This window comes from Pseudomonas sp. S2_E02, assembly GCF_054668355.1.
This window is the reverse complement of sequence record NZ_CP162761.1, coordinates 4392306-4415161: the sequence shown is the minus strand read 5'-3', so window position 1 is coordinate 4415161 and position 22856 is coordinate 4392306. Positions and strand designations below refer to the sequence as shown.

The following is a 22856-nucleotide window of genomic DNA, read 5'->3' as shown; positions in this document are numbered from 1 at the left end:
CTGATGTTTACGATTGCGACGGGAATCCGGTTATCGTTCGAAGCCTTCCAGTACGTTCACCGCGTTGATGCCGATTTCCTCCACAGCGTAACCGCCCTCCATGACGAACAATGTCGGTTTGCCGAGTGCAGCGATGCGCTTGCCCATCGCCAGGTAATCGGGGCTGTCGAGTTTGAACTGCGAAATCGGGTCATCCTTGAAGGTGTCGACGCCGAGCGATACGACAATGATGTCGGCGCCGTAGCGATCGATCTCATCGCAGGCCTGATCCAGCGCCGCACTCCACACGTCCCAGCCGGAGCCGGCGGCTAGCGGATAGTTGAAGTTGAAGCCTTCCCCAGCGCCTTCGCCACGCTCATCGTCGTAGCCGAGGAAAAACGGAAATTCTGCTTCCGGGTGGCCGTGGATCGAGGTGAACAGCACGTCGCTGCGCTCATAGAAAATCGACTGCGTACCGTTGCCGTGATGGTAATCGACGTCGAGGATCGCGACTTTCCTGTGGCCCTGATCGAGAAAGGCTTGTGCGGCGATGGCGGCGTTGTTGAGGTAGCAATAACCGCCCATCAAATCGCTGGCGGCGTGGTGTCCCGGTGGCCGGCACAAGGCGAAGGCCGCGCGCGCGCCGCGCTGAATTTCCGCTTGTGCGGTCAGGGCCACTTGCGCCGCGCTGTACGCCGCTTGCCAGGTGCCGGCGGTGATCGGTGCGCCGCCATCGAAGCTGTAATAACCGAGCTGGCCGTGCAGGCTGGTCGGTTTGATTGCACGCAGAGTGCGCGCCGGCCAGGTGTAGGGCAGCAGATCGCCGTCGGTATTGAATTCAGTCCAGCGCGCCCACGCGCCTTTGAAAAAGTCGAGGTAGTCACGGCTGTGGATGCGGGCGATCGGCTCCAGACCGAAATCCTTCGGCGCTTCGACCGAGCCGAGCTTCTGGTTTTTAACGCGCTGCAGCACATGGTCGGCGCGCGACGGCATCTCGAAGCACGGCTTCAGTTGGCCATCGATGAGTTCGCAGCGGCCATGGTGCAGGTGGTGATCGTCCGAGTAGATCGTCAGCATTTGTTGGTCTCCGCAGGGCTGATTCGGTTGCTCCCAGTGTTGCGGCGCAAGGTGAATCGGAGAACGGCAGGAAAGGCCAAAAGGGGATGGATATGGCCAAAAACACTGACCGAAATTCGCCCCCTCAGGCCCGGAATTGGCTCGGCGCCACGCCGCTCCAGCGCACGAAGGCATGACGAAAGCTCGCAGTCTCACTGAAGCCAAGGGTCTCGGCGATGCGGTAGATCGGCAACTGATCCTCACACAACATCTGCTTGGCTCGCTCGAAGCGCAGTTCATCGAGCAATTCCTGATAGCTGCAGCCCATGTCCTTGAGATGCCGGCGCAGAGTGCGTGGCGAGCACTTCATCTGTTGCGCCAGACCTTCCAGCCCCGGCGCGGCGTTCAGTTGGGCGCTGAGCAACTGGCGGATGCGCCCGAGCCACGCTTGGCGTCCGGTGAACTCAAGGTTCTGCTTGCGGCAGCGTTCGGCCATGGCTTGATGGGTGATGGCATCGGCCAGCGGCAGCGGTTGATCGAGCCAGTGACGGTCGAAGGCGAAGGCGTTGTCCTTGGCGGCGAAGTGCAGCGGGCTGTCGAAGTGCTCGGCATAACTGTCACGGTAATCCGGTGCGGCGTGTTCGAAGCGCGTGGCGAGCAAGGGTAGCGGATGCCCGAGCAGGTCATCACAAATGACTTTCAGCGACACCAGGCAGAACTCGGCATTGAACACCGCCATCGCCGGGCTCTCGCGATAATCGGCAGCGACGAACCAGACGCGTTCGCCATCGTCCTCCAGACTCAGTTCGAAAAGTGTTCCCAACAGCGCCGGATAACGGATCGCCAGACGCAAAGCGTCACCGAAGGTGGCACAGGTCAGCAAGGCATAGCCAAGGATGCCGTAGCAGGAAACGTGCATGCGCCGGCCCAGTTCCAGACCGATGTCGTGCTTAAGCGCGACCGCATTGGCGCAAACCTGCATCTCCTGATTGGTGGTGATGCGCGTGTCGGCCCGGCTGAGATCCGCCGCACTGATGCCGCTGCCGGCCAGCAACGCTTCGCTCGACAGGCCTTCGGCTTTGAAGGTGTTGAGGATTAGCGAGACGGCGTTGAGGGTGGTGAGGTGGGAGTGGAGCATAAGATCTTCCAGCCTGAGGATGGCTGGAATGCAGCAAGTTGCATGCCGCAGCAGCCCCTCACCCCAACCCTCTCCCAAAGGTAGAGGGGGCCGATTGGGGGATATTGGCGAGATCCATCGACGTGATACATCTCTGCCGAATCCACGATCGACACGGTTTATCAGGTCGACGGACAGCGAAAAACAACTCGGTCAGTTCCCTCTCCCTCCGGGAGAGGGCTAGGGTGAGGGCCGATCCAGAGTTATGCTCAGAGCAGCTCACCACACAGATCCAGTTCGATCAGTCGGCGCACTTCTTGAGTTTCAAGCCCAGCACCGAGCAGGCCATGCAACTTGCCGAACGCCGCCTCACGAGTCATGCCACCACCGGACAACACGCCTACACCGCGCAATCGACTGCCAGCCTCGTAAACATCCAGCTCAACGCCGCCTTCATGGCATTGCGTCACGGCAACCACCACCACACCGTTATCCCGCGCACGGCCAAGGCTTGCCAGAAACTCAGGGTTGTCGCTCGGCCCTGTACCGCTGCCGTAGCACTCCAGCACCAGACCCTGAATGCCGCTGGCGAGCAGACCATCGAGGACTTCGGCGCTGATGCCGGGGAACAGTGGCAGCACGGCAACCTTGGCCAGTTGCTTCGGCTGGTTGTAGTTCAACGACGCTGGAATCGAAGGCGCTTTCACGCCGCCGCCCTGCCGCTCAAGTCGTTTGAACGGATGACGGCCGAAGCTGCGCACCTTCGCGCAACGGGTTGGCGCCAGTAGCTCACCGTGGAAGTACAGATGCACACCGGGCGTCAGGCCTTCGCCGAGGGCGACCAGTGCGCCGCCGAGGTTTTCCCAGGCATCGCTGTCGGTAACACCGGCCGGCAGCATGGAGCCGGTGAAACACACGCGAGCATTCAGCCCCAGTAACTGGAAGCTCATCGCCGCCGCACTGTAAGCCAGGGTGTCGGTGCCGTGCAGGATCAGTACGCTGTCGCAGCCTTGCACATCCACGGCATCGACCACCGCTTCACGCAGTTGCTGCCAATAGGCCGGGGTCATGTTGGCGCTGTCGATCAGCGGCGACATTTCCCGGAAACGCCACTGCGGCACAACGAGCTCAGGCTGACTGTGCAGGTAGTCGCGCATCCGCGCTTCGAAACCGGATGCCGGGGCCAGACCGTTGGCGCTGGCCTGCATGCCGATGGTGCCACCGGTGTAGAGCACCATGACGTGTTGGGCGGCTGGGTAGGAATTGGCAATCATCTGAGGGTCTCCACAAGAGATGACATTGTAGGAGTGAGCCTGCTCGCGATAGCGGTTCATCATTCAACATTGGTGTTGGCTGAAAGACAGCTATCGCGAGCAGGCTCGCTCCTACAAGTTATTGCATCACAATAACTGACGAGCGCAGGGGATGCGCCCGTCATTCACCTGTCAGCGTTGCGCTGCAGGCACGCCTTGCGGCTCGGCTTCGGTCTTGCCGGCAGCGGCAGACGGGTTGGTCGGCCAGGCCTGCAGGTCGAGATCCAGATCGGTAAATTTGCTGGAGTCGAAAACGGGCTGTTTAACGCCGGCGCGGCGCTGCTCGTCGTAGTCGCGCATGACTCGCATGCCGACCTTGAACAGCATGGCCAGGGCCATCAGGTTGACGAAGGCCAGGCAGGTCATGGTGATGTCAGCGAAGGCGAACACGGTCGACAGGTCCTGCATCGAACCCCATACCACCAGCGCCAGCACCAGGCCGCGGAAAATCATCAGCGCGGCGCGGTTGCGGGTGAGGAACTGCAGGCTGTTTTCGCCCAGGTAGTAGTTGTAGAGGATGCAAGTGAAGACGAACAGCGACAGCGCGACGCTGACGAACATGCGACCCCAGTCACCGACCACAGCGGCCAGCGAGTTCTGGGTCAGGACGATGCCGTCACCTTCGAAGCCCGGGGTGTAGAAGCCCGACAGCAGAATCAGCAGCGCGGTGCAGGTGCAAATCACGAAGGTGTCGAGGAACACGCTGAAGGCCTGAACCACGCCCTGGGCACCCGGGTGCTTCACGGCAGCCACGGCGGCGACGTTCGGCGCACTGCCCAGGCCTGCTTCGTTGGCGAACACGCCACGCTTCACGCCCATGACAATGGCGCTGCCGAGCAGGCCACCAAAGGCCGGGTCGAGGCCGAAGGCGCTCTTGAAGATGGTTTCCAGCATGGCTGGTACGTGTTCGATCTGAGTACCGATCACGTACAGGGTCACGCCGATATAGGCGAGGGTCTTGATCGGTACCAGCAGGTCGGACACCGAGGCGATGCGCTTGATGCCGCCGATGAAGGTGATGGCCAGCAACACTGCCAGGACGATACCGGTGTGTTGTGGGTTGAATTCAAAGGCGTTCTGCAGCGAGTGAGTCACGGTGTAGGACTGCAGGCCAATGAAGGCAAAGCCGTAGGTGACCAGCAGCAGGACCGAGAACACCACCGCCATGCCTTTGAGTTTCAGGCCGTGCTGGATGTAGTAAGCCGGACCGCCACGGTACAGGCCGTCGCCATCGGCGCGCTTGTAGACTTGGGCCAGGGTGCATTCGAAGAAGCTGCTGGACATGCCGACCAGTGCGGTCACCCACATCCAGAAGACCGCACCTGGACCGCCCAGGGTCACGGCGATGCCGACACCGGCGATGTTGCCTGCACCGACACGGCCGGCAAGGCTGAGCATCAGGGCCTGGAACGAGCTGAGTTGCCCGGCGCTGCCTTTGAGGCTGTCGCGGAACACCGCGAACATGTGGAAGAAGTGCCGCAATTGAACGAAACGCGAGCGAATCGTGAAGTAGCTACCGAGCCCGACAATGAGCACGATCAGTACTTTCCCTGAGAGGAAGTCGTTGATGACTTCGAGCATGGATTTTTCCTCGCTGTTTTTTGTGTGAGCAAATGCTGGATGGTAGAAATATCGTGTTACACCGGTGTGCGCACGGCACGACAGGTGAGGCGATGGTTTCGTCCCGGATCCATTTCGCGGGTTTGTTATTAGTTCGGGTTTCGCATGGGTTGTGGCCTCGTTACCGACGACCGCTCACGCGAAGAGGGGCGGCACTATACCGATCAGTGCGGCGCCCGTCTGCACGGTTGTGGTGCAAGCGACGAAACGAAGCTGTGAAACACCCGGCGTTACCGGCGCCGGGCTTGTGTGGGAACTGCTTTTTTGTGGGAGCGGACTCCCCCATTGTTCAGTCCCCAGACATACGGGTCTCAGGGTCAGAAAGTTAAAAAAAAGGGCTTGGGGACAAATCCCCAAGCCCTCAAAAGGTGAGAGGTGTCTAGTCCCTCGACCTGGTGAGCGGTGCTACAAACTACGTGTCGGCTCAGGCTTTAAGCGGAACCAGACGCGGAGCAATCATGTTTTCCGGGCGCAGAATGTCGGCGAGCATGGCTTCGTCGAGCAGACCTTCTTCGCGCACCAGTTCCAGTACGCCGCGGCCGCTTTCAAGGGCGAGGCCGGCAATACGGGTGGCGTTTTTGTAGCCGATGTACGGGTTCAGTGCGGTGACCAGACCGATCGAGTGCTCGACCAGTTCGCGGCAGCGCGCTTCGTTGGCGGTGATGCCGACGATGCAGTGCTCGCGCAGCATGTCCATGGCGCGTTGCAGCAGGCGGATCGAGTCGAAGATCTTGAAGGCGATCAGTGGCTCCATCACGTTCAACTGCAGTTGGCCGCCTTCGGCTGCCATGGTCAGCGCAAGGTCGTTACCGATGACCTGGAACGCCACCTGATTCACGGCTTCCGGGATTACCGGGTTGACCTTGCCGGGCATGATCGAGCTGCCTGGCTGACGCGCTGGCAGGTTGATTTCGTTGATGCCGGTGCGTGGGCCGCTGGACAGCAGGCGCAGGTCGTTGCAGATCTTCGACAGTTTGACCGCGGTGCGCTTGAGCATGCCGGAGAACAGCACGAAGGCGCCCATGTCGGAAGTCGCTTCGATCAGGTCGGCCGCCGGCACTACCGGTTGACCGCTGATCAGGGCCAGACGCTGTACAGCCAGCGCTTGATAACGCGGGTCGGCGTTGATGCCGGTACCGATCGCGGTGCCGCCCAGGTTCACTTCAGTCAGCAGTTCCGGGGCCAGCGACTTCAGACGCGCCAGGTCTTCGCCCATGGTGGTGGCGAACGCGCGGAATTCCTGGCCGAGGGTCATCGGCACGGCATCTTGCAGCTGGGTACGGCCCATTTTCAGGACGTGATCGAATTCTTTGCCCTTGGCCGCGAACGCCTGAATCAGGCTGTCGAGGCTGGCCAGCAGGGTGTCGTGACCGAGCAGCAGACCCAGGCGGATCGCCGTTGGGTAGGCGTCGTTGGTCGACTGCGCCATGTTGACGTCGTCGTTCGGGTGCAGGTACTGGTACTCGCCTTTCTGGTGACCCATTGCTTCCAGAGCAATGTTGGCGATCACTTCGTTGGCGTTCATGTTGGTGGAAGTACCGGCGCCACCTTGAATCATGTCGACCACGAACTCTTCGTGGAAATCACCGCGGATCAATCGGGCACAGGCTTCGCTGATGGCAGCGTGCTTGGCTTCGCTCAGGTGACCCAACTCGCGGTTGGCGTCAGCGGCGGCCTGTTTGACCATCGCCAGGCCGACAACCAGTTTCGGGTAATGCGAAATCGGAACGCCGGAGAGACGGAAGTTGTTCACCGCTCGCAGGGTCTGGATGCCGTAATACGCTTGAGCCGGTACTTCGAGGGCGCCAAGCAGGTCGTTTTCTGTGCGGAAAGATGCAGCGGAGGACATGATAGAAATCATCTCGATATGGACCCGGTCTGTGCCGGAACGCTGCGAATGCTAGGCTTGTGGGAAATTTTGGGCCAATGCTGTTCAGCACTGCCCTATGCACATTCGGCATAATGCCCGTGTGACGCCGCGTGCGCGGCAGACGTGTGACCTGTTTTGGTGCGTGTCCTGGAGGACGTGATGAATCTGGAAAGCAAATGGCTCGAGGACTTCAGTGCTCTGGCCGCCACCCGCAGCTTTTCGCAGGCGGCCGAACGGCGCTTCGTGACCCAGCCGGCGTTCAGCCGACGGATTCGCAGTCTGGAGGCTGCGCTGGGGCTGACTCTGGTCAACCGCTCGCGCACGCCGATCGAACTGACGGCAGCGGGGCAGTTGTTTCTGGTGACCGCGCGCACCGTGGTCGAGCAGCTCGGTGAAGTGCTGCGCCATCTGCATCATCTGGAAGGCGGGCAGGGCGAAGTGATGCAGGTCGCTGCCGCTCACTCCTTGGCGCTGGGTTTCTTCCCGCGCTGGATCGCGCAGCTGCGTAATGAAGGGTTGAACATCGCCACCCGATTGGTTGCAACCAACGTCGGCGATGCGGTGCATGCGTTGCGCGAAGGTGGCTGTGATTTGATGCTGGCGTTCTACGATCCGGATGCGGCAATGCAGATGGACCCGGAGATTTTCCCTTCATTGCATTTGGGCCAGACGGAAATGCTCCCTGTGTGTGCGGCGGATGCCGAGGGCAAGCCCCTGTTCGATCTCGAAGGTGATGCGAGCGTGCCGTTGCTGGCGTATAGCGCCGGTGCGTTTCTCGGGCGTTCGGTGAATGGTTTGCTGCGTCAGCGTCAGCTGCGTTTCACCACTATTTACGAAACGGCGATGGCTGACAGTCTGAAAAGCATGGCACTGGAAGGCCTGGGTATCGCCTGGGTACCGCAATTGAGCGTGCGTGCTGAGCTGGCTCGTGGCGAGCTGGTGGTCTGCGGCGGCCCGCAATGGCATGTGCCGCTGGAAATTCGCCTCTACCGCTGCGCCTTGGTACGCAAAGCCAACGTACGCCTGCTGTGGCGCAAGCTAGAAGGCGGCGCCGCCCAAGCTTCCTGAGCCTACGCGGCCCCCTTGTAGGAGTGAGCCTGCTCGCGATAGCGTCTGCACATTCAACGATGATGTGACTGATACACCGCCATCGCGAGCAGGCTCACTCCTACAGGGGATTTGCGGTGTTCTGTCGCTGACCTTCAAGTCAATAAAACCGGGCATTTGCGGCAGATGACAGATGGTCGTGCGGGGGGCTGTTTATTGCTTTCTTTGCGGTATACTGCGCGGCCTTCGGCCGGCACGTCCGGCCATTTTTCGTACAATCAAGCCACGCAACCTGCGTGGCTTGTTGTTTTATGACGCGCCTGCGGGCGCTCCAGAGAGAAGAGGCGCGACGATGAGTGCACTGGTTGGCGTGATCATGGGCTCCAAGTCCGATTGGTCCACCCTTAGCCACACCGCCGATATGCTGGAAAAGCTCGGCATCCCGTACGAGGTCAAAGTGGTCTCTGCCCACCGCACCCCGGATCTGCTGTTCCAGTACGCCGAAGAGGCTGAAGGTCGTGGCATCGAGGTGATCATCGCCGGAGCCGGTGGCGCGGCCCACCTGCCAGGCATGTGTGCGGCCAAGACCCACCTGCCGGTGCTGGGTGTGCCGGTGCAGTCGGCCATGCTCTCTGGCGTCGACTCGCTGCTGTCGATCGTGCAGATGCCAGCGGGCGTTCCGGTCGCCACCCTGGCCATCGGCAAGGCCGGCGCGATCAACGCTGCCCTGCTCTCGGCGAGCATCCTCGGCGCCAAGCATCCGCAGTTCCACGCGGTACTGAAAACCTTCCGTGCCGAGCAGACAGACAGCGTCCTGGACAATCCAGACCCACGTATTGCCTGAGGTTGTTGAGATGAAGATCGGTGTAATCGGTGGCGGCCAGTTGGGTCGCATGTTGGCTCTGGCGGGTACGCCGCTGGGCATGAACTTCGCTTTTCTCGACCCTGCGCCGGACGCTTGCGCCGCTGCGCTGGGCGAACACCTGCGGGCCGATTACGGCGATCAGGATCATCTGCGCCAACTCGCCGATGAAGTCGATCTGGTGACCTTCGAGTTCGAAAGCGTCCCGGCCGAAACCGTGGCATTCCTGTCGCAATTCGTCCCGGTCTACCCGAGTGCCGAAGCCCTGCGCATCGCTCGCGACCGCTGGTTCGAAAAGAGCATGTTCAAGGACCTGGGCATCCCGACTCCGGCTTTCGCTGACATTCAGTCGCAAGCCGATCTGGACGCTGCGGTGGCTTCGATCGGTCTGCCGGCCGTGCTGAAAACCCGCACCCTGGGTTATGACGGCAAGGGCCAGAAAGTCCTGCGCAAGCCGGAAGACGTGGTCGGCACTTTCGCCGAGCTGGGCAGCGTTGCCTGCCTGCTGGAAGGCTTCGTGCCGTTCACCGGTGAAGTCTCGCTGATCGCCGTGCGTGCCCGCGATGGTGAAACGAAGTTCTATCCTCTGGTGCACAACACCCACGACAGCGGCATCCTCAAGCTGTCGGTGGCCAGTACCGATCACCCGTTGCAGGCGCTGGCCGAAGACTACTCGAGCCGCGTGCTCAAGCAACTCGACTACGTCGGCGTCATGGCGTTCGAGTTCTTTGAAGTCGACGGTGGCCTCAAGGCCAACGAAATCGCCCCGCGCGTGCACAACTCCGGGCACTGGACCACCGAAGGCGCCGAGTGCAGCCAGTTCGAAAACCATCTGCGCGCCGTTGCCGGCCTGCCGCTGGGCTCGACGGCCAAAGTCGGCGAGAGCGCGATGCTTAACTTCATCGGTGTTGTACCGCCGGTTGAGAAAGTCATCGCTATCGAAGACTGCCATCTGCATCACTACGGCAAGGCCTTCAAGGCCGGGCGCAAGGTCGGTCACGCCAACCTGCGCTGCGCCGACATGGCCACGCTGCAGGCGCAGATCGTCAAGGTCGAAGCGTTGATCGCTGAGTAACGACAGTTTCATGTGCCAGCGGCGGAACCATTCAGGTGCCGCCGTTCTCTGATGGCAGGATGCTAAAGTCTGACTAGGCTTCGCATATCTACTATTCAGAGGGAAATGCCATGGGAATTATCGGAACCATCTTTATCGGCTTGATCGTCGGCCTGCTGGCGCGGTTCCTGAAACCGGGCGATGACAGCATGGGCTGGATCATGACCATCCTGCTCGGTATCGGCGGTTCGCTGGCAGCCACCTACGGCGGCCAGGCCTTGGGCATCTATCAGGCAGGTCAGGGCGCAGGCTTCATCGGCGCACTGGTCGGCGCGATCGTGTTGCTGGTGATCTACGGCCTGATCAAAAAGAACTGATCCAAAGCGACAAAGCCCTCTCTGCCAAAGTGGCCGGGAGGGCTAGAATGCTCGGCGATTTACTGTTCTTTCCTTTCTATACCGAGCACCTTCATGCGCCGTCTTTTGTTGACTCTCCTTTTCCTGGGTAGCGGTTTGGCCCACGCCGGCGAACTGCCGGAAACCGACTGGCTCGAACTGATGCCCAAGTCGGACCAAAAGGCCCTCGAGGCCATGCCAGAAATCGACCACAACTCCCCGGAAGCCACCGGCACCTTCACCGAGAAGGGCGGGATGAAGCAGGCCAAAGGTCTGCCGGCAGTGATGTATTCGACCAAAACCGTGGCGTCGATGAACGACAAGCACATCCGCATCGGTGGTTATCCGGTGCCGCTGGAATCCGACGCCAAGGGTCGCAGCACGCTGTTCTTCCTCGTGCCGTACCCGGGCGCGTGCATCCATGTGCCGCCACCGCCACCGAATCAACTGGTGCTGGTGCGTTATCCGAAAGGCTTGAAGCTGGACGATATCTACACGCCGCTGTGGGTGACCGGCACGCTGAAGGTCGAGAAGGTCAGCAATGATCTGGCCGATGCGGCGTATGCGCTGGAAGCGGACAAGGTGCGGGTGGTGCAGGAATCTGATCTGTAGGACCTATACAAAACAATTGTGGGAGCGAGACTGCTCGCGAAAGCGGTGTGTCAGACATTTGAATGTTGACTGATACAACGCCTTCGCGAGCAAGCTCGCTCCCACATTTCGTATTGCGGCGCGTCTTAAAGCGGTTGGCTGCCGACGCTAACACCCATGGTATGGCTCGCACCCGGTGCCAGCGTAACCACGTCATCCATCACATTCGCCGTCTCGATGCACAGCATGCGCTGCCAGCCATCGTTATCCATGTCGGCCAGCGCGGCGGCACGGTCGATCCACGGGTTCCAGATCACCGCCGTGCGCGAACCGGTAGCCGTCAGCACAATGCGTCGTTCCCACGTTGGATCGACAATGCTCAGCTGTGGCGGAGCATCGAGGTAGATGCGGTCGGTCTCTCCGGCAAAATGCAGAGCACCTTGCTGACTGGTGGTTTTCCAGTCATCCAGCGTCTCGATGTAATTCAAACCATCCACGCCATCGACATGCACATTGCGCACGTCACTGACCGCGAAGTAAGTGTGCAGCGCCTGGCTCAGGCTGACGCTGTCACTGCCACGGTTATGGCTGGTCAGGCTGAAACTCAGTTGCTCGGACAAATGCAGGGTCAGGGTCAGATCGACCTGATGTGGCCAGCCCGGCAGGCCACCTTCGGGGTAGGGCAGCTTGAATTCGACCTTGACGCCGTCAGCCTCCGATTCGATGCCGCCCAGCTCCCAATCCATCGCCCGCACCAGACCGTGCGCGGGTGCCGGTTGCTCACCGGTAAACATGGCCTGCACGCTCTGCGGGTTACGCTCGAACTTGCCGAACCACGGCCAGCACACCGGTACACCGGCGCGGATGCTTTTGCCGGTCTTGAACTCGGCCTTGTCGTTGAGCCAGATGATCGGCGGCTGGCCATCGATCTGATAACTGAGGATGTGCGCGCCTTGCTGGGCCACCAGCACTTCGGCCTGACCGTGGCGGATACGCCAGCAGTTCAGTTCATCCAGTTTCACTGCTTCAACGTTGGGCGTGTTCATGGGACAGCTCTCGATCAGTAACAAGGACAACTATCGACCGTAAAACGGCGACGATGTTTAACGCGCGCGTGGTGGAACCGAGCGAGTGCGACCGCTGCCGTCGATGGCGACGAAGACGAAGACCGCTTCGGTGACTTTACGCCACTCGCTGGACAACGGGTCGTCGCTCCACACTTCGACCATCATCTGGATCGAGCTGCGGCCGATTTCCAGGGTCTGGGTATAAAAGGACAATTGCGCGCCGACAGCCACAGGCACGAGAAACGCCATGCGGTCGATGGCGACGGTGGCGACGCGTCCGCCAGCGACACGGCTGGCCATTGCGGTGCCGGCCAAATCCATCTGTGCCACCAGCCAGCCGCCGAAAATATCGCCAAAGCCGTTGGTTTCGCGTGGGAGTGCGGTGATTTGCAGGGCCAGGTCGCCTTGCGGGATCGGATCTTCTTGTTCGAGCTCTATCATGCCGGGGGTGCCTCTGACCCGTGACTCTTCGTTGGTATTGCTGGTGGTAGCCGTCTTCGGGAAAAACGATTCAGCACCGAACATACTACGTTCGTCACGTTTTCCATCAGGCGCCTAAGGAGAAACTCTGCGAAACCGGCTAATCCCGAGCAAAGGCCGGGCCAACGACGTTTTCGCACAGCAACCCCCTACAAACCGGAGCAGGTTGCGAGTATATCGGTCGGTAGACTCCGCGACGACCATCCGGTTCTCATTTCGACCGTCAAATACGCACCTCTATGTGCTTTTTCGAACAATTTGCTATGGTGCCGAACCTGCCCAAGCCACCGCCAGCGTTGTTGTGGCGGCAGATCCGACTATAAGAGAAGCCCTTGCCATGACCACAGCGCCTTCGAGCCTCGCGCAGCCCGAGCAACCCGCACGACCGTTAACCCGCAATGACTACAAGACTCTGTCGCTGTCCGCCCTCGGTGGCGCGCTGGAGTTCTACGATTTCATCATCTTCGTTTTCTTCGCCACCGTGGTCGGCAAGCTGTTCTTCCCCGCCGACATGCCCGAGTGGCTGCGCCTGATGCAGACCTTCGGCATTTTCGCCGCCGGCTATCTGGCGCGACCGCTGGGCGGCATCGTCATGGCGCACTTCGGCGACCTGCTGGGGCGCAAGAAGATGTTCACCCTGAGCATTTTCATGATGGCCGTGCCGACCCTGATCATGGGTCTGCTGCCAACCTACGCGCAGATCGGCCTGTGGGCGCCGATCCTTCTTCTATTAATGCGGGTCATTCAGGGCGCGGCGATTGGCGGTGAAGTGCCGGGCGCGTGGGTCTTCGTTTCCGAACACGTACCGCAAAAGCACATGGGTTACGCCTGCGGCACCCTCACCAGCGGCCTGACCGCCGGCATTTTGCTCGGCTCGCTGGTCGCCACCGCGATCAACAGCATTTATACGCCGGCGGAAGTATCCGATTACGCCTGGCGTATTCCATTCCTGCTGGGCGGTGTGTTCGGCCTGTTCTCGGTTTACTTGCGCCGCTGGCTGCACGAAACCCCGGTATTCGCCGAGCTGCAACTGCGTAAAGCCTTGGCTGAAGAAGTGCCTCTACGGGCAGTGCTGCGTGATCATCGCGGGGCGATTGCGATCTCGATGCTGCTGACCTGGTTGCTGTCGGCCGGGATCGTTGTGGTGATCCTGATGACCCCGACCGTGCTGCAAACGGTCTATCACTTCTCGCCGACCGAGTCGTTGCAATCGAACAGTCTGGCGATTGTGTTCCTGAGCATCGGCTGCATCATTTCCGGCGCACTGGCGGATCGCTTTGGGGCCGGCCGGGTATTCGTCTTCGGTTGCCTGGGTTTGCTGATCAGCTCATGGACCTTCTATCACAGCCTCGCCGATCACCCGAACTGGCTGTTCCCGCTGTATGCGCTGACCGGTTTTCTGGTTGGCACCATTGGTGCGGTGCCGTACGTGATGGTCAAGGCGTTCCCGCCGGTGGTGCGCTTTAGTGGATTGTCGTTCTCGTACAACGTGGCTTACGCGATCTTCGGCGGGTTGACGCCGATGGTGGTCAGCCTGCTGCTGAAAGAAAGCGCGATGGGGCCTGCCTACTATGTGGCGGTGCTGTGCGCGATGGGGATTCTGGTCGGGGCCTGGCTCTGGAAGAAAGGGCGTTGATCCAAGTTCAGCTATCTAGGGCTCTCGCCAGCGCAAGAGCCTTGTTTCACACTCGCTTGTTGGGAGTCGAGCTCCATGCTCAAGCATGTGAGCTAAGGCGACCGCAGCATGCGGCTCTTCGATTACTTGGTGTTCAACCATTAAGTCTAATAGCCACAAAGCGCCGTGTACCTAGAGCCCGTCTCGTTGTGCCTGGCGCCTCAACCTACCATCTCCAGTTAGTAAAGGGCGGCGTGTTTCCTGTGCCAGAAGGTAACAGGAAACATCAGCCAGCGAGCTGTTGTTGTGCTCGACTCGCAAGCCGTATAAACGCATTACACTGGCTTCATCAAGCGACTCGATAATCAGACCTTGGTCGAGCAATTCGTCGTGGGGGAAGTCTTCAAGTTCCTGCATCACGAAGTCAGTGCAGCACAAAGTGAAAGGCAATCTAAACATCTGCTCCAGTAATCCGGCATTTCTGAAATCGATCCAGATATTCGTATCACTGATGTAGATAAGACTCATGCACTCTCCAGTGAGCCCAAGAAACTCGGGTCCAAGGTTTTTACTGGCCTTCGCAAGAGTTCGGCAGCCCGAGATTTGGTGATCAGCCCCTCCGCCAGCGCCCAAAATGCTAATGACTCAAACCTTTGCGGCGGTTTGCACGGCATCGGTTCAGGTTCTGACTTTCGCCAACCTTTGGCACTGAATTGGATAGTGAGGGATTTATAACCACCTTCGCTGAGTAGCTTCAGATCCTTCAGTCGCCTCAGGGCTGCGTGCATCGATATACCGTATTGCCGCTTCGCAATCAGTAGTTCCTGTGGATGAACCCTAGTGCGAGGATGGCTGCCGAAATCGCTAGTAACGCTTTTGGCGGGATACAGAAATGCCCCCGCGAAACGGTGGCAGCAGTTCTCTTTATCCTTTTCAGGCATCTCCTCTGGTAATGCCATGACCCAATGACCGAGCTCATGGGCGGCAGTAAACCTGATTCGTTCGCCTGGGCGATCAGCATTCAACGCAATTAGGACATGCTCGCCGTCGCCGGTGGTAGCGCAGGCGCCATCGAAATCGTCTGGGCCATTGAGCATTGCAACCTTGATGCTGTGCTCTTCTAGCTGTTCGGTGAGGTTGGCAATGGGGTCAGTGCCGATTCCCCAGAATTGGCGAAGCTCCTCAGCTGCTAGCTCGGCTTCTTCAAGAGAGGAAACTGCAATCATTTGCGCGGGAGTGACAGGAGTGTGGATGTCTGCGGGATCGAAACATTCCTCTAGGGCGATGTATCGCTCGAGGTGCTCTCGAATTTTTTCTTCTACTTGGGCTTGGCGATATTTAGGCATCCTGGCCAGCTTACGAAATTCCAGAGGCGCCAACGGGACCGCTTCTGCACGGAAAAAGTACTCAGGATTGACCTGCAGTGCTTTAGCTAATTGCAGCAGGCGAGTGGAGTTAGGGGTGCTCAACCCCTTCTCATATTTGCTCAATGCTTGTTTGGTTATGTCGCCGAGCTGGATGGCCAGAGCATCAAGGGTTAGTCCTCGTTGCAGGCGTGCGCGGCGAATTCGGTCGTTTATCATGGTGTCCTCTCGTGGTTGACAAGGCTATCTTCTGCTAGTGATTTGTCAACCTGACGAGAGTTTCCTTTTTTAAGACGAGGCCCATGCTGGCCTTTCATCCAATTGTCATATTTCAGCCATAGAGTGTTCACACGGCCTGCTGATACTTGGCCCCGACTTAACACACCCTATCTGCTAGGAGTAAGGCATGAAACTGAAGCGTTTGATGGCGGCAATGACTTTTGTCGCTGCTGGCGTTGCGACTGCCAACGCGTTCGCCGCTGTTGACCCTGCTATCCCGAGCTACACCAAGACCACTGGTGTGTCGGGCAACCTGTCCAGCGTCGGTTCCGATACCCTGGCCAACCTCATGACCCTCTGGGCTGAGAACTACAAAAAAGAATACCCGAACGTAAACATCCAGATTCAGGCCGCTGGCTCCGCCACTGCGCCACCTGCGCTGACTGAAGGCACCTCCAACCTGGGCCCGATGAGCCGCAAGATGAAGGACACAGAACTGGCGGCCTTCGAGCAGAAGTATGGCTACAAGCCAACCGCTATTCCGGTTGCCGTGGATGCCCTGGCAGTGTTCGTGCACAAGGACAACCCGATCCAGCACCTGACCATGGAACAGGTTGACGCGATCTTCTCGTCCACCCGCCTGTGCGGCGCCAAAACCGACGTGAAAACCTGGGGCGACCTGGGCGTGACCGGCGACCTGGCCAACAAGCCAGTGCAACTGTTCGGCCGTAACTCGGTATCCGGCACCTACGGCTACTTCAAAGAAGAAGCCCTGTGCAAAGGCGACTACAAACCAAACGTCAACGAACAACCAGGTTCGGCGTCGGTTGTGCAGTCGATCAGCTCCTCGCTGAACGGCATCGGTTACTCGGGCATCGGCTACAAGACCGCTAGCGTGAAGACCGTTGCTCTGTCGAAGAAGGGCAGCACCGAGTTCATCGAAGACAGCGAAGAAAACGCCCTGAACGGCAAGTACCCGCTGTCGCGTTTCCTCTACGTGTACGTCAACAAAGCCCCGAACAAGCCTTTGGCTCCGCTGGAAGCTGAGTTCGTGAAACTGGTGCTGTCGAAGCAGGGCCAGGAAGTGGTAGTGAAAGACGGCTACATCCCACTGCCAGCCAAGGTTGCTGCAAAAGCACTGGCTGACCTGGGTCTGCAGGAAGGCGGCGCTGAAGTCGCAAAAAAGTAACAAATTGAGTCCAGAGTGAACCCCACCGGACTCATGTAAAAGGCCGGATCTGCGCGCAGACCGGCCTTTTACACACCTCAAATTTTTGATCCCCTGCCAGTCCCGCTGGCGGTGGATTTGCTGCGTCACTGCATTGTCATCTTTCTGTCATACAGGATCGCTAGGGTGAGCGCATGAATGATCTGGCCAATTCCCACATGACTACTAATCCTCCCAAGCGCATTGATTTCAATACGCCTGAGCTGCAACGCAAGCGCCGCATTCGCGCGCTCAAGGATCGCTTCACCCGCTGGTACGTCCTCGTTGGCGGTCTCGCGGTGCTGGCAGCCATCACCCTGATCTTCTTCTTCCTCGCCTACGTGGTGGCGCCGCTGTTCCAGGGTGCCGACCTGACTGCGAAAGACTCGATCACCCCAGCCTGGATGCAGGACGCCGGCAAGCCGCTGATGATTTCGCTCGAAGAGCAGAATCAGGTGGCCATGCGCGTTTCCGACAAGGGCCAGGCATTGTTTTTTGACATCGACAGTGGCGCTGAACTGAAGCGCGTCGATCTGCCAGTGCCAGCCGGCGCAACCGTGACTTCTATTGGTGAAGATCAGCCGGGCCATCCGCTGGTGGCCGTGGGTCTGTCCAACGGTCAGGCGCTGGTGTTCCGTCACACCTATAAAGTCAGCTACCCCGATGGCAAGAAAACCATCAGCCCGGCCATCGAGTATCCGTACGGCGAGACGCCGATCGCGCTGAACGAAGCCGGCGGCGCGCTGGAGCATGTCAGCCTGAACGCCACCGACACGACGTTGATGCTGGTCGGTTCGACCGGTTCGCAACTCAACGTGCTGTCGCTGACCAGCGAAGAAAACATGATGACTGGCGAAGTCACCAACGAGCAGAAGCGTATCGATCTGCCGCAAATGACTGAGCCGGTGAAAAACATCTTCGTCGACCCGCGCCAGCAGTGGCTGTACGTGGTCAACGGTCGCGCTCAGGCCGATGTGTTCAGCCTGCGCGACAAGAGCCTCAACGGTCGCTACAAACTGCTGGAAAACGCTGACGCCGAAGTCACTGCGACCACGCAACTGGTCGGTGGTATCTCGCTGATCGTCGGCGACTCCAAGGGTGGTCTGGCCCAGTGGTTCATGGCCCGTGACACCGATGGTGAGCTGCGCCTGAAGCAGATTCGAACTTTCCAGATGGGCACCACGCCGATCGTTGAAATCACTGCCGAAGAGCGTCGCAAGGGCTTCCTTGCTCTGGATGCTAGCGGCAAGCTTGGCGTGTTCCACAGCACCGCGCATCGCACCTTGCTGGTCGATCAAGTGGTAGAAGGTCAAGGCCTGTTCGGTCTGTCGCCGCGTGCCAACCGCGTGATCGTCGAAGCCGGCGGCAAGCTGCAACCATTACTGCTCGACAACCCGCACCCGGAAGTTTCCTGGAGCGCGCTGTGGAGCAAGGTCTGGTACGAGAACTACGACGAGCCTAAATACGTCTGGCAATCGACCGCGGCCAACACCGATTTCGAACCGAAACTGAGTCTGTCGCCACTGACCTTCGGCACTCTGAAAGCTGCGTTCTACGCCATGCTGCTCGCTGCTCCACTGGCCGTTGCCGCTGCGATCTACACCGCGTACTTCATGGCCCCGGGCATGCGCCGCAAGGTCAAACCGGTGATCGAGCTGATGGAAGCGATGCCGACGGTGATCCTCGGTTTCTTCGCCGGGCTGTTCCTCGCGCCATATGTCGAAGGGCATCTGCCGGGCATCTTCAGCCTGTTGATGTTGCTGCCTATCGGCATTCTGGTCGCCGGTTTCACCTTCAGCCGCCTGCCTGAATCGATCCGCCTGAAAGTCCCGGACGGTTGGGAAAGTGCGCTGCTGATTCCGGTGATCCTGTTTGTGGGTTGGTTGTCGCTGTACATGAGCCCGTTCATGGAAAACTGGTTCTTCGCCGGTGACATGCGCATGTGGATCTCCCACGACCTGGGCATCACCTACGACCAGCGCAACGCTCTGGTGGTCGGTCTGGCCATGGGTTTCGCGGTGATTCCGAACATTTACTCGATCGCTGAAGACGCCGTGTTCAGTGTGCCGCGCGGCCTGACCCTCGGCTCGCTGGCGCTGGGTGCCACGCCGTGGCAGACCATGACCCGCGTGGTGATCCTGACTGCCAGCCCGGGGATCTTCTCGGCGCTGATGATCGGCATGGGCCGTGCGGTCGGCGAAACCATGATCGTGTTGATGGCCACCGGTAACACCCCGGTCATGGAAATGAACCTGTTCGAAGGCCTGCGCACCCTGGCCGCCAACGTCGCGGTGGAAATGCCCGAGTCGGAAGTCGGCGGCAGCCACTACCGCGTGCTGTTCCTCTCGGCGCTGGTGCTGCTGTTGTTCACCTTCGTCATGAACACCCTGGCAGAACTGATTCGTCAGCGTCTGCGCAAGAAATACTCGTCGCTTTAAGCAAAGGTAGAAGTCTGTGAAACAGAACTCCCTGAAAGGATGGTTCAAGAGCGGCGCCCCGGGCGTCTGGATCAGCGGTGGCGCGGTGTCCATCGCGGTCATCATGACCATTGGCCTGCTGGCGGTGATTGCCGTGCGCGGTCTGGGTCACTTTTGGCCGGCGGACCTGGTCCACGCCAATTACGACGTACCGGGTCAGGCCAATCACCTGGTCGTCGGTGAAGTGGTGCAGAAAGAAGAAGTGCCCCGTGCCCGTCTGAAGAGCGCCGGTTTGCCGGTGCCTGATGCAGGTCCGGAATTCATGACCCGTGAGCTGATCAAGGTCGGCAACCGTGACCTGAACGGCAACGACTTTACCTGGATCGTCGGCGAGTGGCTGACCAACCAGACGACGCCTCCCGAGTTGATGGCGATCGAACGTCGCGAGTGGGGCAACTTCTACGGCTACCTGGTCAACGTCAAACAGGACGGCAAAGTCATCGCCGAAGGCGAGGCGGCATGGCCAGAGTTGCAAGCGCGGATCAACCGTGTGAACGGTCTGGCGGCGCAACTGAAGTCGTTGGAAAAGACCGACATCGGTGCAATCAACGCAGGGCTCGAACGCATCCGTCTGCACGGTCGAAAACTGGAACTGGAAGGCAAGCTCGACGCCACCGCGCAGGCGGACATGGAGTCCGAGCGTGCCGAGCTGAATGCGCGTTATCAGGACATCGAAGCACGTCTGGCCGATCTGCATGCGCAGTTCAACCGTGATGCCTTGACCGCACGTGACGCCAACGGCAAAGAGATTGAAATCGGCCTGGGCAAAGTGGTTCACGCTTACCAGCCGAACGCGATGAGCACCTTCACCAAGCTCGGTTTCTACTTCAGCAAGATCTGGGAATTCCTCTCGGACGACCCGCGTGAAGCGAACACCGAAGGCGGGATCTTCCCGGCGATCTTCGGCACCGTGATGATGACCCTGATCATGGCGATGATCGTCACCCCGTTTGGTGTGCTGGCGGCGGTGTACCTGCGTGAATACGCCAAGCAGAACACCCTGACGCGGATCATCCGTATCGCGGTGAACAACCTCGCCGGTGTTCCGGCGATCGTTTACGGCGTGTTCGGTCTGGGCTTCTTCGTTTACGTACTCGGTGGTTCGGTCGACCGTTTGTTCTTCCCCGAAGCACTGCCGGCGCCGACCTTCGGTACACCGGGTCTGCTCTGGGCCTCGCTGACCCTGGCGCTGCTGGCGGTGCCGGTGGTGATCGTCGCGACTGAAGAAGGTCTGGCACGTATTCCGCGTACCGTGCGTGAAGGCTCGTTGGCCCTCGGCGCGACCAAGGCTGAAACCTTGTGGAAGATCGTCATCCCGATGGCCAGCCCGGCAATGATGACCGGCATGATCCTCGCCGTGGCCCGCGCCGCCGGTGAAGTGGCGCCGCTGATGCTGGTGGGTGTGGTGAAACTGGCGCCGTCGCTGCCGGTGGACGGTAACTACCCGTACCTGCACCTGGATCAGAAGATCATGCACTTGGGCTTCCACATCTATGACGTCGGCTTCCAGAGCCCGAACGTCGAAGCGGCGCGTCCGCTGGTGTATGCCACGGCGCTGTTGCTGGTACTGGTGATCGCGACGTTGAACCTGTCGGCGGTGTATATCCGCAACCACCTGCGCGAAAAATACAAAGCACTGGATAGCTAAGGACGACGCGAACCCTGTGGGAGCGAGCTTGCTCGCGAAGCTTTTGGCGGCCGTGAGGGCCCCTTCGCGAGCAAGCTCGCTCCCACATTGAATCGCGACCGCCGCAATATTGATGGAAGCTGCACCGAGCAGTGTTCCGAACCGAATTTGTTAGCACAGGGAGCCTCCCATGCAGCACGAAACACATACCCACGGCATCAACATGTCTGCCCTGGGTCGCGACAAGCAGAGCCTGAATCTGGCGCAGGAAACCGTGGCCATCGAAGTACCGGGCCTGAGCCTGTACTACGGTGAGAAACAAGCACTGTTCGACGTCAGCATGAACATCCCGAAGCAGCGCGTGACCGCGTTCATCGGCCCGTCCGGCTGCGGTAAATCCACGCTGCTGCGCACCTTCAACCGCATGAACGACCTGGTTGACGGCTGCCGCGTAGAAGGCGCGATCAACCTCTACGGCAATAACATCTATCGCAAGGGCGAAGACGTTGCGGAGCTGCGTCGTCGCGTCGGCATGGTGTTCCAGAAGCCCAACCCGTTCCCGAAGACCATCTACGAAAACGTCGTTTACGGTCTGCGCATCCAGGGCATCAACAAGAAGCGCGTCCTCGACGAAGCGGTCGAGTGGGCGTTGAAAGGCGCGGCACTGTGGGACGAAGTCAAAGATCGTCTGCATGAATCGGCACTCGGCCTGTCCGGTGGTCAGCAACAGCGTCTGGTCATCGCCCGTACCATCGCGGTTGAGCCGGAAGTGCTGCTGCTCGACGAACCGTGCTCGGCCCTTGACCCGATCTCGACGCTGAAAGTCGAAGAGCTGATCTACGAGCTGAAGTCCAAGTTCACTATCGTTATCGTTACGCACAACATGCAACAGGCCGCGCGGGTGTCCGACTACACGGCGTTCATGTACATGGGCAAACTGGTGGAATTTGGCGACACCGATACCCTGTTCACCAATCCGGCGAAGAAGCAGACCGAAGACTACATCACCGGTCGTTATGGCTGACAGTTGCGGGTTATTCACAGAATTGACGCTGCGGCCCGCCGCACCTTACCGGACGCTCCAAGGACGCCAACATGATTAGTAAAGAAGGCCTTACCCACCACATCTCCGCGCAGTTCAACGCTGAGCTCGAGGAAGTGCGCAGCCACCTCCTGGCCATGGGCGGGCTGGTCGAGAAGCAGGTCAACGACGCGGTCACCGCACTGATCGAAGCCGACTCCGGTCTCGCTCAGCAAGTGCGCGAGATCGATGACCAGATCAACCAGATGGAACGCAACATCGACGAAGAATGCCTGCGCATTCTCGCCCGCCGTCAACCGGCGGCCTCCGATCTGCGTCTGATCATCAGCATTTCCAAGTCGGTGATCGACCTGGAGCGCATCGGTGACGAAGCGACCAAGATTGCTCGCCGTGCGATTCAATTGTGCGAAGAAGGTGAAGCGCCACGCGGTTACGTCGAGGTTCGCCATATCGGCGACCAGGTGCGCAACATGGTTCGCGATGCGCTGGACGCGTTCGCCCGTTTCGACGCCGATCTGGCGTTGTCGGTGGCGCAGTACGACAAGATCATCGACCGCGAATACAAGACCGCCCTGCGTGAGCTGGCGACCTACATGATGGAAGACCCGCGCTCTATCTCGCGGGTCTTGAGCATTATCTGGGTGCTGCGTTCGCTGGAACGCATCGGCGACCACGCACGCAACATCTCCGAATTGGTCATTTACCTGGTGCGCGGCACCGACGTGCGCCACATGGGCCTCAAACGCATGAAAGAAGAAGTTGAAGGCACAAGCGGCGAAACCGCTAATGTTCCGGGCGATGCTGACGATAAGTAAGATTGCCTGAGAAAAGCGCCCGGCCCTTTGGCCGGGCGT

The 22856-nt window shown here is 59.7% G+C and carries 20 protein-coding genes; 11 read left to right on the top strand and 9 right to left on the bottom strand.

Annotated features, from left to right (window positions below; translation table 11 throughout):
* Positions 1-30 precede the first annotated feature (30 nt).
* From AB4O01_RS19930 to aspA, 5 genes are all read right to left on the bottom strand, one after another.
* On the bottom strand, positions 31-1056 hold the full coding sequence (locus tag AB4O01_RS19930; RefSeq protein ID WP_093429616.1) for a histone deacetylase family protein: 1026 nt from the start codon (positions 1054-1056) through the stop codon (positions 31-33).
* Between the two features lie 124 nt (positions 1057-1180).
* A complete protein-coding gene (locus AB4O01_RS19925) occupies positions 1181-2173 on the bottom strand; it encodes an AraC family transcriptional regulator (protein ID WP_116254211.1) in 993 nt (330 codons plus the stop codon).
* 248 nt (positions 2174-2421) lie between these two features.
* The gene (locus tag AB4O01_RS19920; protein ID WP_460089310.1) at positions 2422-3426 is read right to left on the bottom strand and encodes an asparaginase; all 1005 of its coding nucleotides are present in this window, start codon (positions 3424-3426) and stop codon (positions 2422-2424) included.
* Positions 3427-3597: 171 nt separating this feature from the next.
* Entirely contained in the window at positions 3598-5046 is a 1449-nt protein-coding gene (locus AB4O01_RS19915) for an alanine/glycine:cation symporter family protein (protein ID WP_093429619.1), read from the bottom strand.
* A 463-nt stretch (positions 5047-5509) separates the two neighbouring features.
* On the bottom strand, positions 5510-6934 hold the full coding sequence (gene aspA, locus AB4O01_RS19910; protein WP_095049638.1) for an aspartate ammonia-lyase: 1425 nt from the start codon (positions 6932-6934) through the stop codon (positions 5510-5512).
* Between the two features lie 180 nt (positions 6935-7114).
* Between aspA and AB4O01_RS19905 the strand changes: the two genes are divergently transcribed.
* The 5 genes from AB4O01_RS19905 (at position 7115) to AB4O01_RS19885 (ending at position 10925) form a co-directional block, all read left to right on the top strand.
* Entirely contained in the window at positions 7115-8023 is a 909-nt protein-coding gene (locus tag AB4O01_RS19905) for a LysR substrate-binding domain-containing protein (RefSeq protein WP_093429621.1), read from the top strand.
* A 331-nt stretch (positions 8024-8354) separates the two neighbouring features.
* Positions 8355-8846: a 5-(carboxyamino)imidazole ribonucleotide mutase gene (gene purE, locus AB4O01_RS19900; protein ID WP_085579114.1), complete on the top strand. Its 492-nt coding sequence runs from the start codon at positions 8355-8357 to the stop codon at positions 8844-8846.
* Positions 8847-8856: 10 nt separating this feature from the next.
* The gene (locus AB4O01_RS19895; RefSeq protein WP_047596872.1) at positions 8857-9939 is read left to right on the top strand and encodes a 5-(carboxyamino)imidazole ribonucleotide synthase; all 1083 of its coding nucleotides are present in this window, start codon (positions 8857-8859) and stop codon (positions 9937-9939) included.
* 110 nt (positions 9940-10049) lie between these two features.
* Positions 10050-10295, top strand: coding sequence for a GlsB/YeaQ/YmgE family stress response membrane protein (locus AB4O01_RS19890; RefSeq protein WP_003229635.1), 246 nt, complete (start codon positions 10050-10052; stop codon positions 10293-10295).
* A 93-nt stretch (positions 10296-10388) separates the two neighbouring features.
* Positions 10389-10925, top strand: a complete 537-nt coding sequence (locus AB4O01_RS19885; RefSeq protein WP_007920225.1) for a DUF3299 domain-containing protein — start codon at positions 10389-10391, stop codon at positions 10923-10925.
* Positions 10926-11050: 125 nt separating this feature from the next.
* Here AB4O01_RS19885 and AB4O01_RS19880 read toward each other — a convergent pair whose 3' ends face one another.
* Together AB4O01_RS19880 and AB4O01_RS19875 are read right to left on the bottom strand one after the other, a co-directional pair.
* Complete coding sequence (locus AB4O01_RS19880; RefSeq protein ID WP_257356625.1) at positions 11051-11950, bottom strand: D-hexose-6-phosphate mutarotase; 900 nt, start codon at positions 11948-11950, stop codon at positions 11051-11053.
* Between the two features lie 57 nt (positions 11951-12007).
* The gene (locus AB4O01_RS19875) at positions 12008-12412 is read right to left on the bottom strand and encodes an acyl-CoA thioesterase (protein ID WP_003229628.1); all 405 of its coding nucleotides are present in this window, start codon (positions 12410-12412) and stop codon (positions 12008-12010) included.
* 376 nt (positions 12413-12788) lie between these two features.
* Here AB4O01_RS19875 and AB4O01_RS19870 point away from each other — a divergent pair, with 376 nt between their 5' ends.
* On the top strand, positions 12789-14087 hold the full coding sequence (locus AB4O01_RS19870) for an MFS transporter (protein WP_093429623.1): 1299 nt from the start codon (positions 12789-12791) through the stop codon (positions 14085-14087).
* A 171-nt stretch (positions 14088-14258) separates the two neighbouring features.
* On the opposite strand, the gene AB4O01_RS19865 is transcribed toward AB4O01_RS19870, so the two are convergent.
* Entirely contained in the window at positions 14259-14594 is a 336-nt protein-coding gene (locus AB4O01_RS19865) for a PIN domain-containing protein (protein ID WP_460089308.1), read from the bottom strand.
* Positions 14591-15649: a helix-turn-helix domain-containing protein gene (locus tag AB4O01_RS19860; RefSeq protein WP_250605632.1), complete on the bottom strand. Its 1059-nt coding sequence runs from the start codon at positions 15647-15649 to the stop codon at positions 14591-14593. Before AB4O01_RS19860 ends, AB4O01_RS19865 begins: the two co-directional genes overlap by 4 nt.
* A gap of 187 nt (positions 15650-15836) precedes the next feature.
* Between AB4O01_RS19860 and AB4O01_RS19855 the strand changes: the two genes are divergently transcribed.
* The 5 genes from AB4O01_RS19855 (at position 15837) to phoU (ending at position 22817) form a co-directional block, all read left to right on the top strand.
* A complete protein-coding gene (locus AB4O01_RS19855; RefSeq protein ID WP_054048327.1) occupies positions 15837-16838 on the top strand; it encodes a phosphate ABC transporter substrate-binding protein PstS in 1002 nt (333 codons plus the stop codon).
* A gap of 422 nt (positions 16839-17260) precedes the next feature.
* On the top strand, positions 17261-19294 hold the full coding sequence (locus AB4O01_RS19850) for an ABC transporter permease subunit (protein WP_460092294.1): 2034 nt from the start codon (positions 17261-17263) through the stop codon (positions 19292-19294).
* A 16-nt stretch (positions 19295-19310) separates the two neighbouring features.
* Positions 19311-20981, top strand: coding sequence for a phosphate ABC transporter permease PstA (gene pstA, locus AB4O01_RS19845; RefSeq protein WP_093429625.1), 1671 nt, complete (start codon positions 19311-19313; stop codon positions 20979-20981).
* Between the two features lie 169 nt (positions 20982-21150).
* Complete coding sequence (gene pstB / locus AB4O01_RS19840) at positions 21151-21984, top strand: phosphate ABC transporter ATP-binding protein PstB (RefSeq protein WP_095049644.1); 834 nt, start codon at positions 21151-21153, stop codon at positions 21982-21984.
* Between the two features lie 71 nt (positions 21985-22055).
* Positions 22056-22817, top strand: coding sequence for a phosphate signaling complex protein PhoU (gene phoU, locus AB4O01_RS19835; RefSeq protein ID WP_007954334.1), 762 nt, complete (start codon positions 22056-22058; stop codon positions 22815-22817).
* Positions 22818-22856: the final 39 nt, after the last annotated feature.

Bases quoted from the DNA above. Each gene is read 5' to 3' on its own strand.
- AB4O01_RS19930 (WP_093429616.1), bottom strand. From the start codon at position 1,056: ATGCTGACGATCTACTCGGACGATCACCACCTGCACCATGGCCGCTGC.
- AB4O01_RS19925 (WP_116254211.1), bottom strand. From the start codon at position 2,173: ATGCTCCACTCCCACCTCACCACCCTCAACGCCGTCTCGCTAATCCTC.
- AB4O01_RS19920 (WP_460089310.1), bottom strand. From the start codon at position 3,426: ATGATTGCCAATTCCTACCCAGCCGCCCAACACGTCATGGTGCTCTAC.
- AB4O01_RS19915 (WP_093429619.1), bottom strand. From the start codon at position 5,046: ATGCTCGAAGTCATCAACGACTTCCTCTCAGGGAAAGTACTGATCGTG.
- aspA (WP_095049638.1), bottom strand. From the start codon at position 6,934: ATGTCCTCCGCTGCATCTTTCCGCACAGAAAACGACCTGCTTGGCGCC.
- AB4O01_RS19905 (WP_093429621.1), top strand. From the start codon at position 7,115: ATGAATCTGGAAAGCAAATGGCTCGAGGACTTCAGTGCTCTGGCCGCC.
- purE (WP_085579114.1), top strand. From the start codon at position 8,355: ATGAGTGCACTGGTTGGCGTGATCATGGGCTCCAAGTCCGATTGGTCC.
- AB4O01_RS19895 (WP_047596872.1), top strand. From the start codon at position 8,857: ATGAAGATCGGTGTAATCGGTGGCGGCCAGTTGGGTCGCATGTTGGCT.
- AB4O01_RS19890 (WP_003229635.1), top strand. From the start codon at position 10,050: ATGGGAATTATCGGAACCATCTTTATCGGCTTGATCGTCGGCCTGCTG.
- AB4O01_RS19885 (WP_007920225.1), top strand. From the start codon at position 10,389: ATGCGCCGTCTTTTGTTGACTCTCCTTTTCCTGGGTAGCGGTTTGGCC.
- AB4O01_RS19880 (WP_257356625.1), bottom strand. From the start codon at position 11,950: ATGAACACGCCCAACGTTGAAGCAGTGAAACTGGATGAACTGAACTGC.
- AB4O01_RS19875 (WP_003229628.1), bottom strand. From the start codon at position 12,412: ATGATAGAGCTCGAACAAGAAGATCCGATCCCGCAAGGCGACCTGGCC.
- AB4O01_RS19870 (WP_093429623.1), top strand. From the start codon at position 12,789: ATGACCACAGCGCCTTCGAGCCTCGCGCAGCCCGAGCAACCCGCACGA.
- AB4O01_RS19865 (WP_460089308.1), bottom strand. From the start codon at position 14,594: ATGAGTCTTATCTACATCAGTGATACGAATATCTGGATCGATTTCAGA.
- AB4O01_RS19860 (WP_250605632.1), bottom strand. From the start codon at position 15,649: ATGATAAACGACCGAATTCGCCGCGCACGCCTGCAACGAGGACTAACC.
- AB4O01_RS19855 (WP_054048327.1), top strand. From the start codon at position 15,837: ATGAAACTGAAGCGTTTGATGGCGGCAATGACTTTTGTCGCTGCTGGC.
- AB4O01_RS19850 (WP_460092294.1), top strand. From the start codon at position 17,261: ATGCAGGACGCCGGCAAGCCGCTGATGATTTCGCTCGAAGAGCAGAAT.
- pstB (WP_095049644.1), top strand. From the start codon at position 21,151: ATGCAGCACGAAACACATACCCACGGCATCAACATGTCTGCCCTGGGT.
- phoU (WP_007954334.1), top strand. From the start codon at position 22,056: ATGATTAGTAAAGAAGGCCTTACCCACCACATCTCCGCGCAGTTCAAC.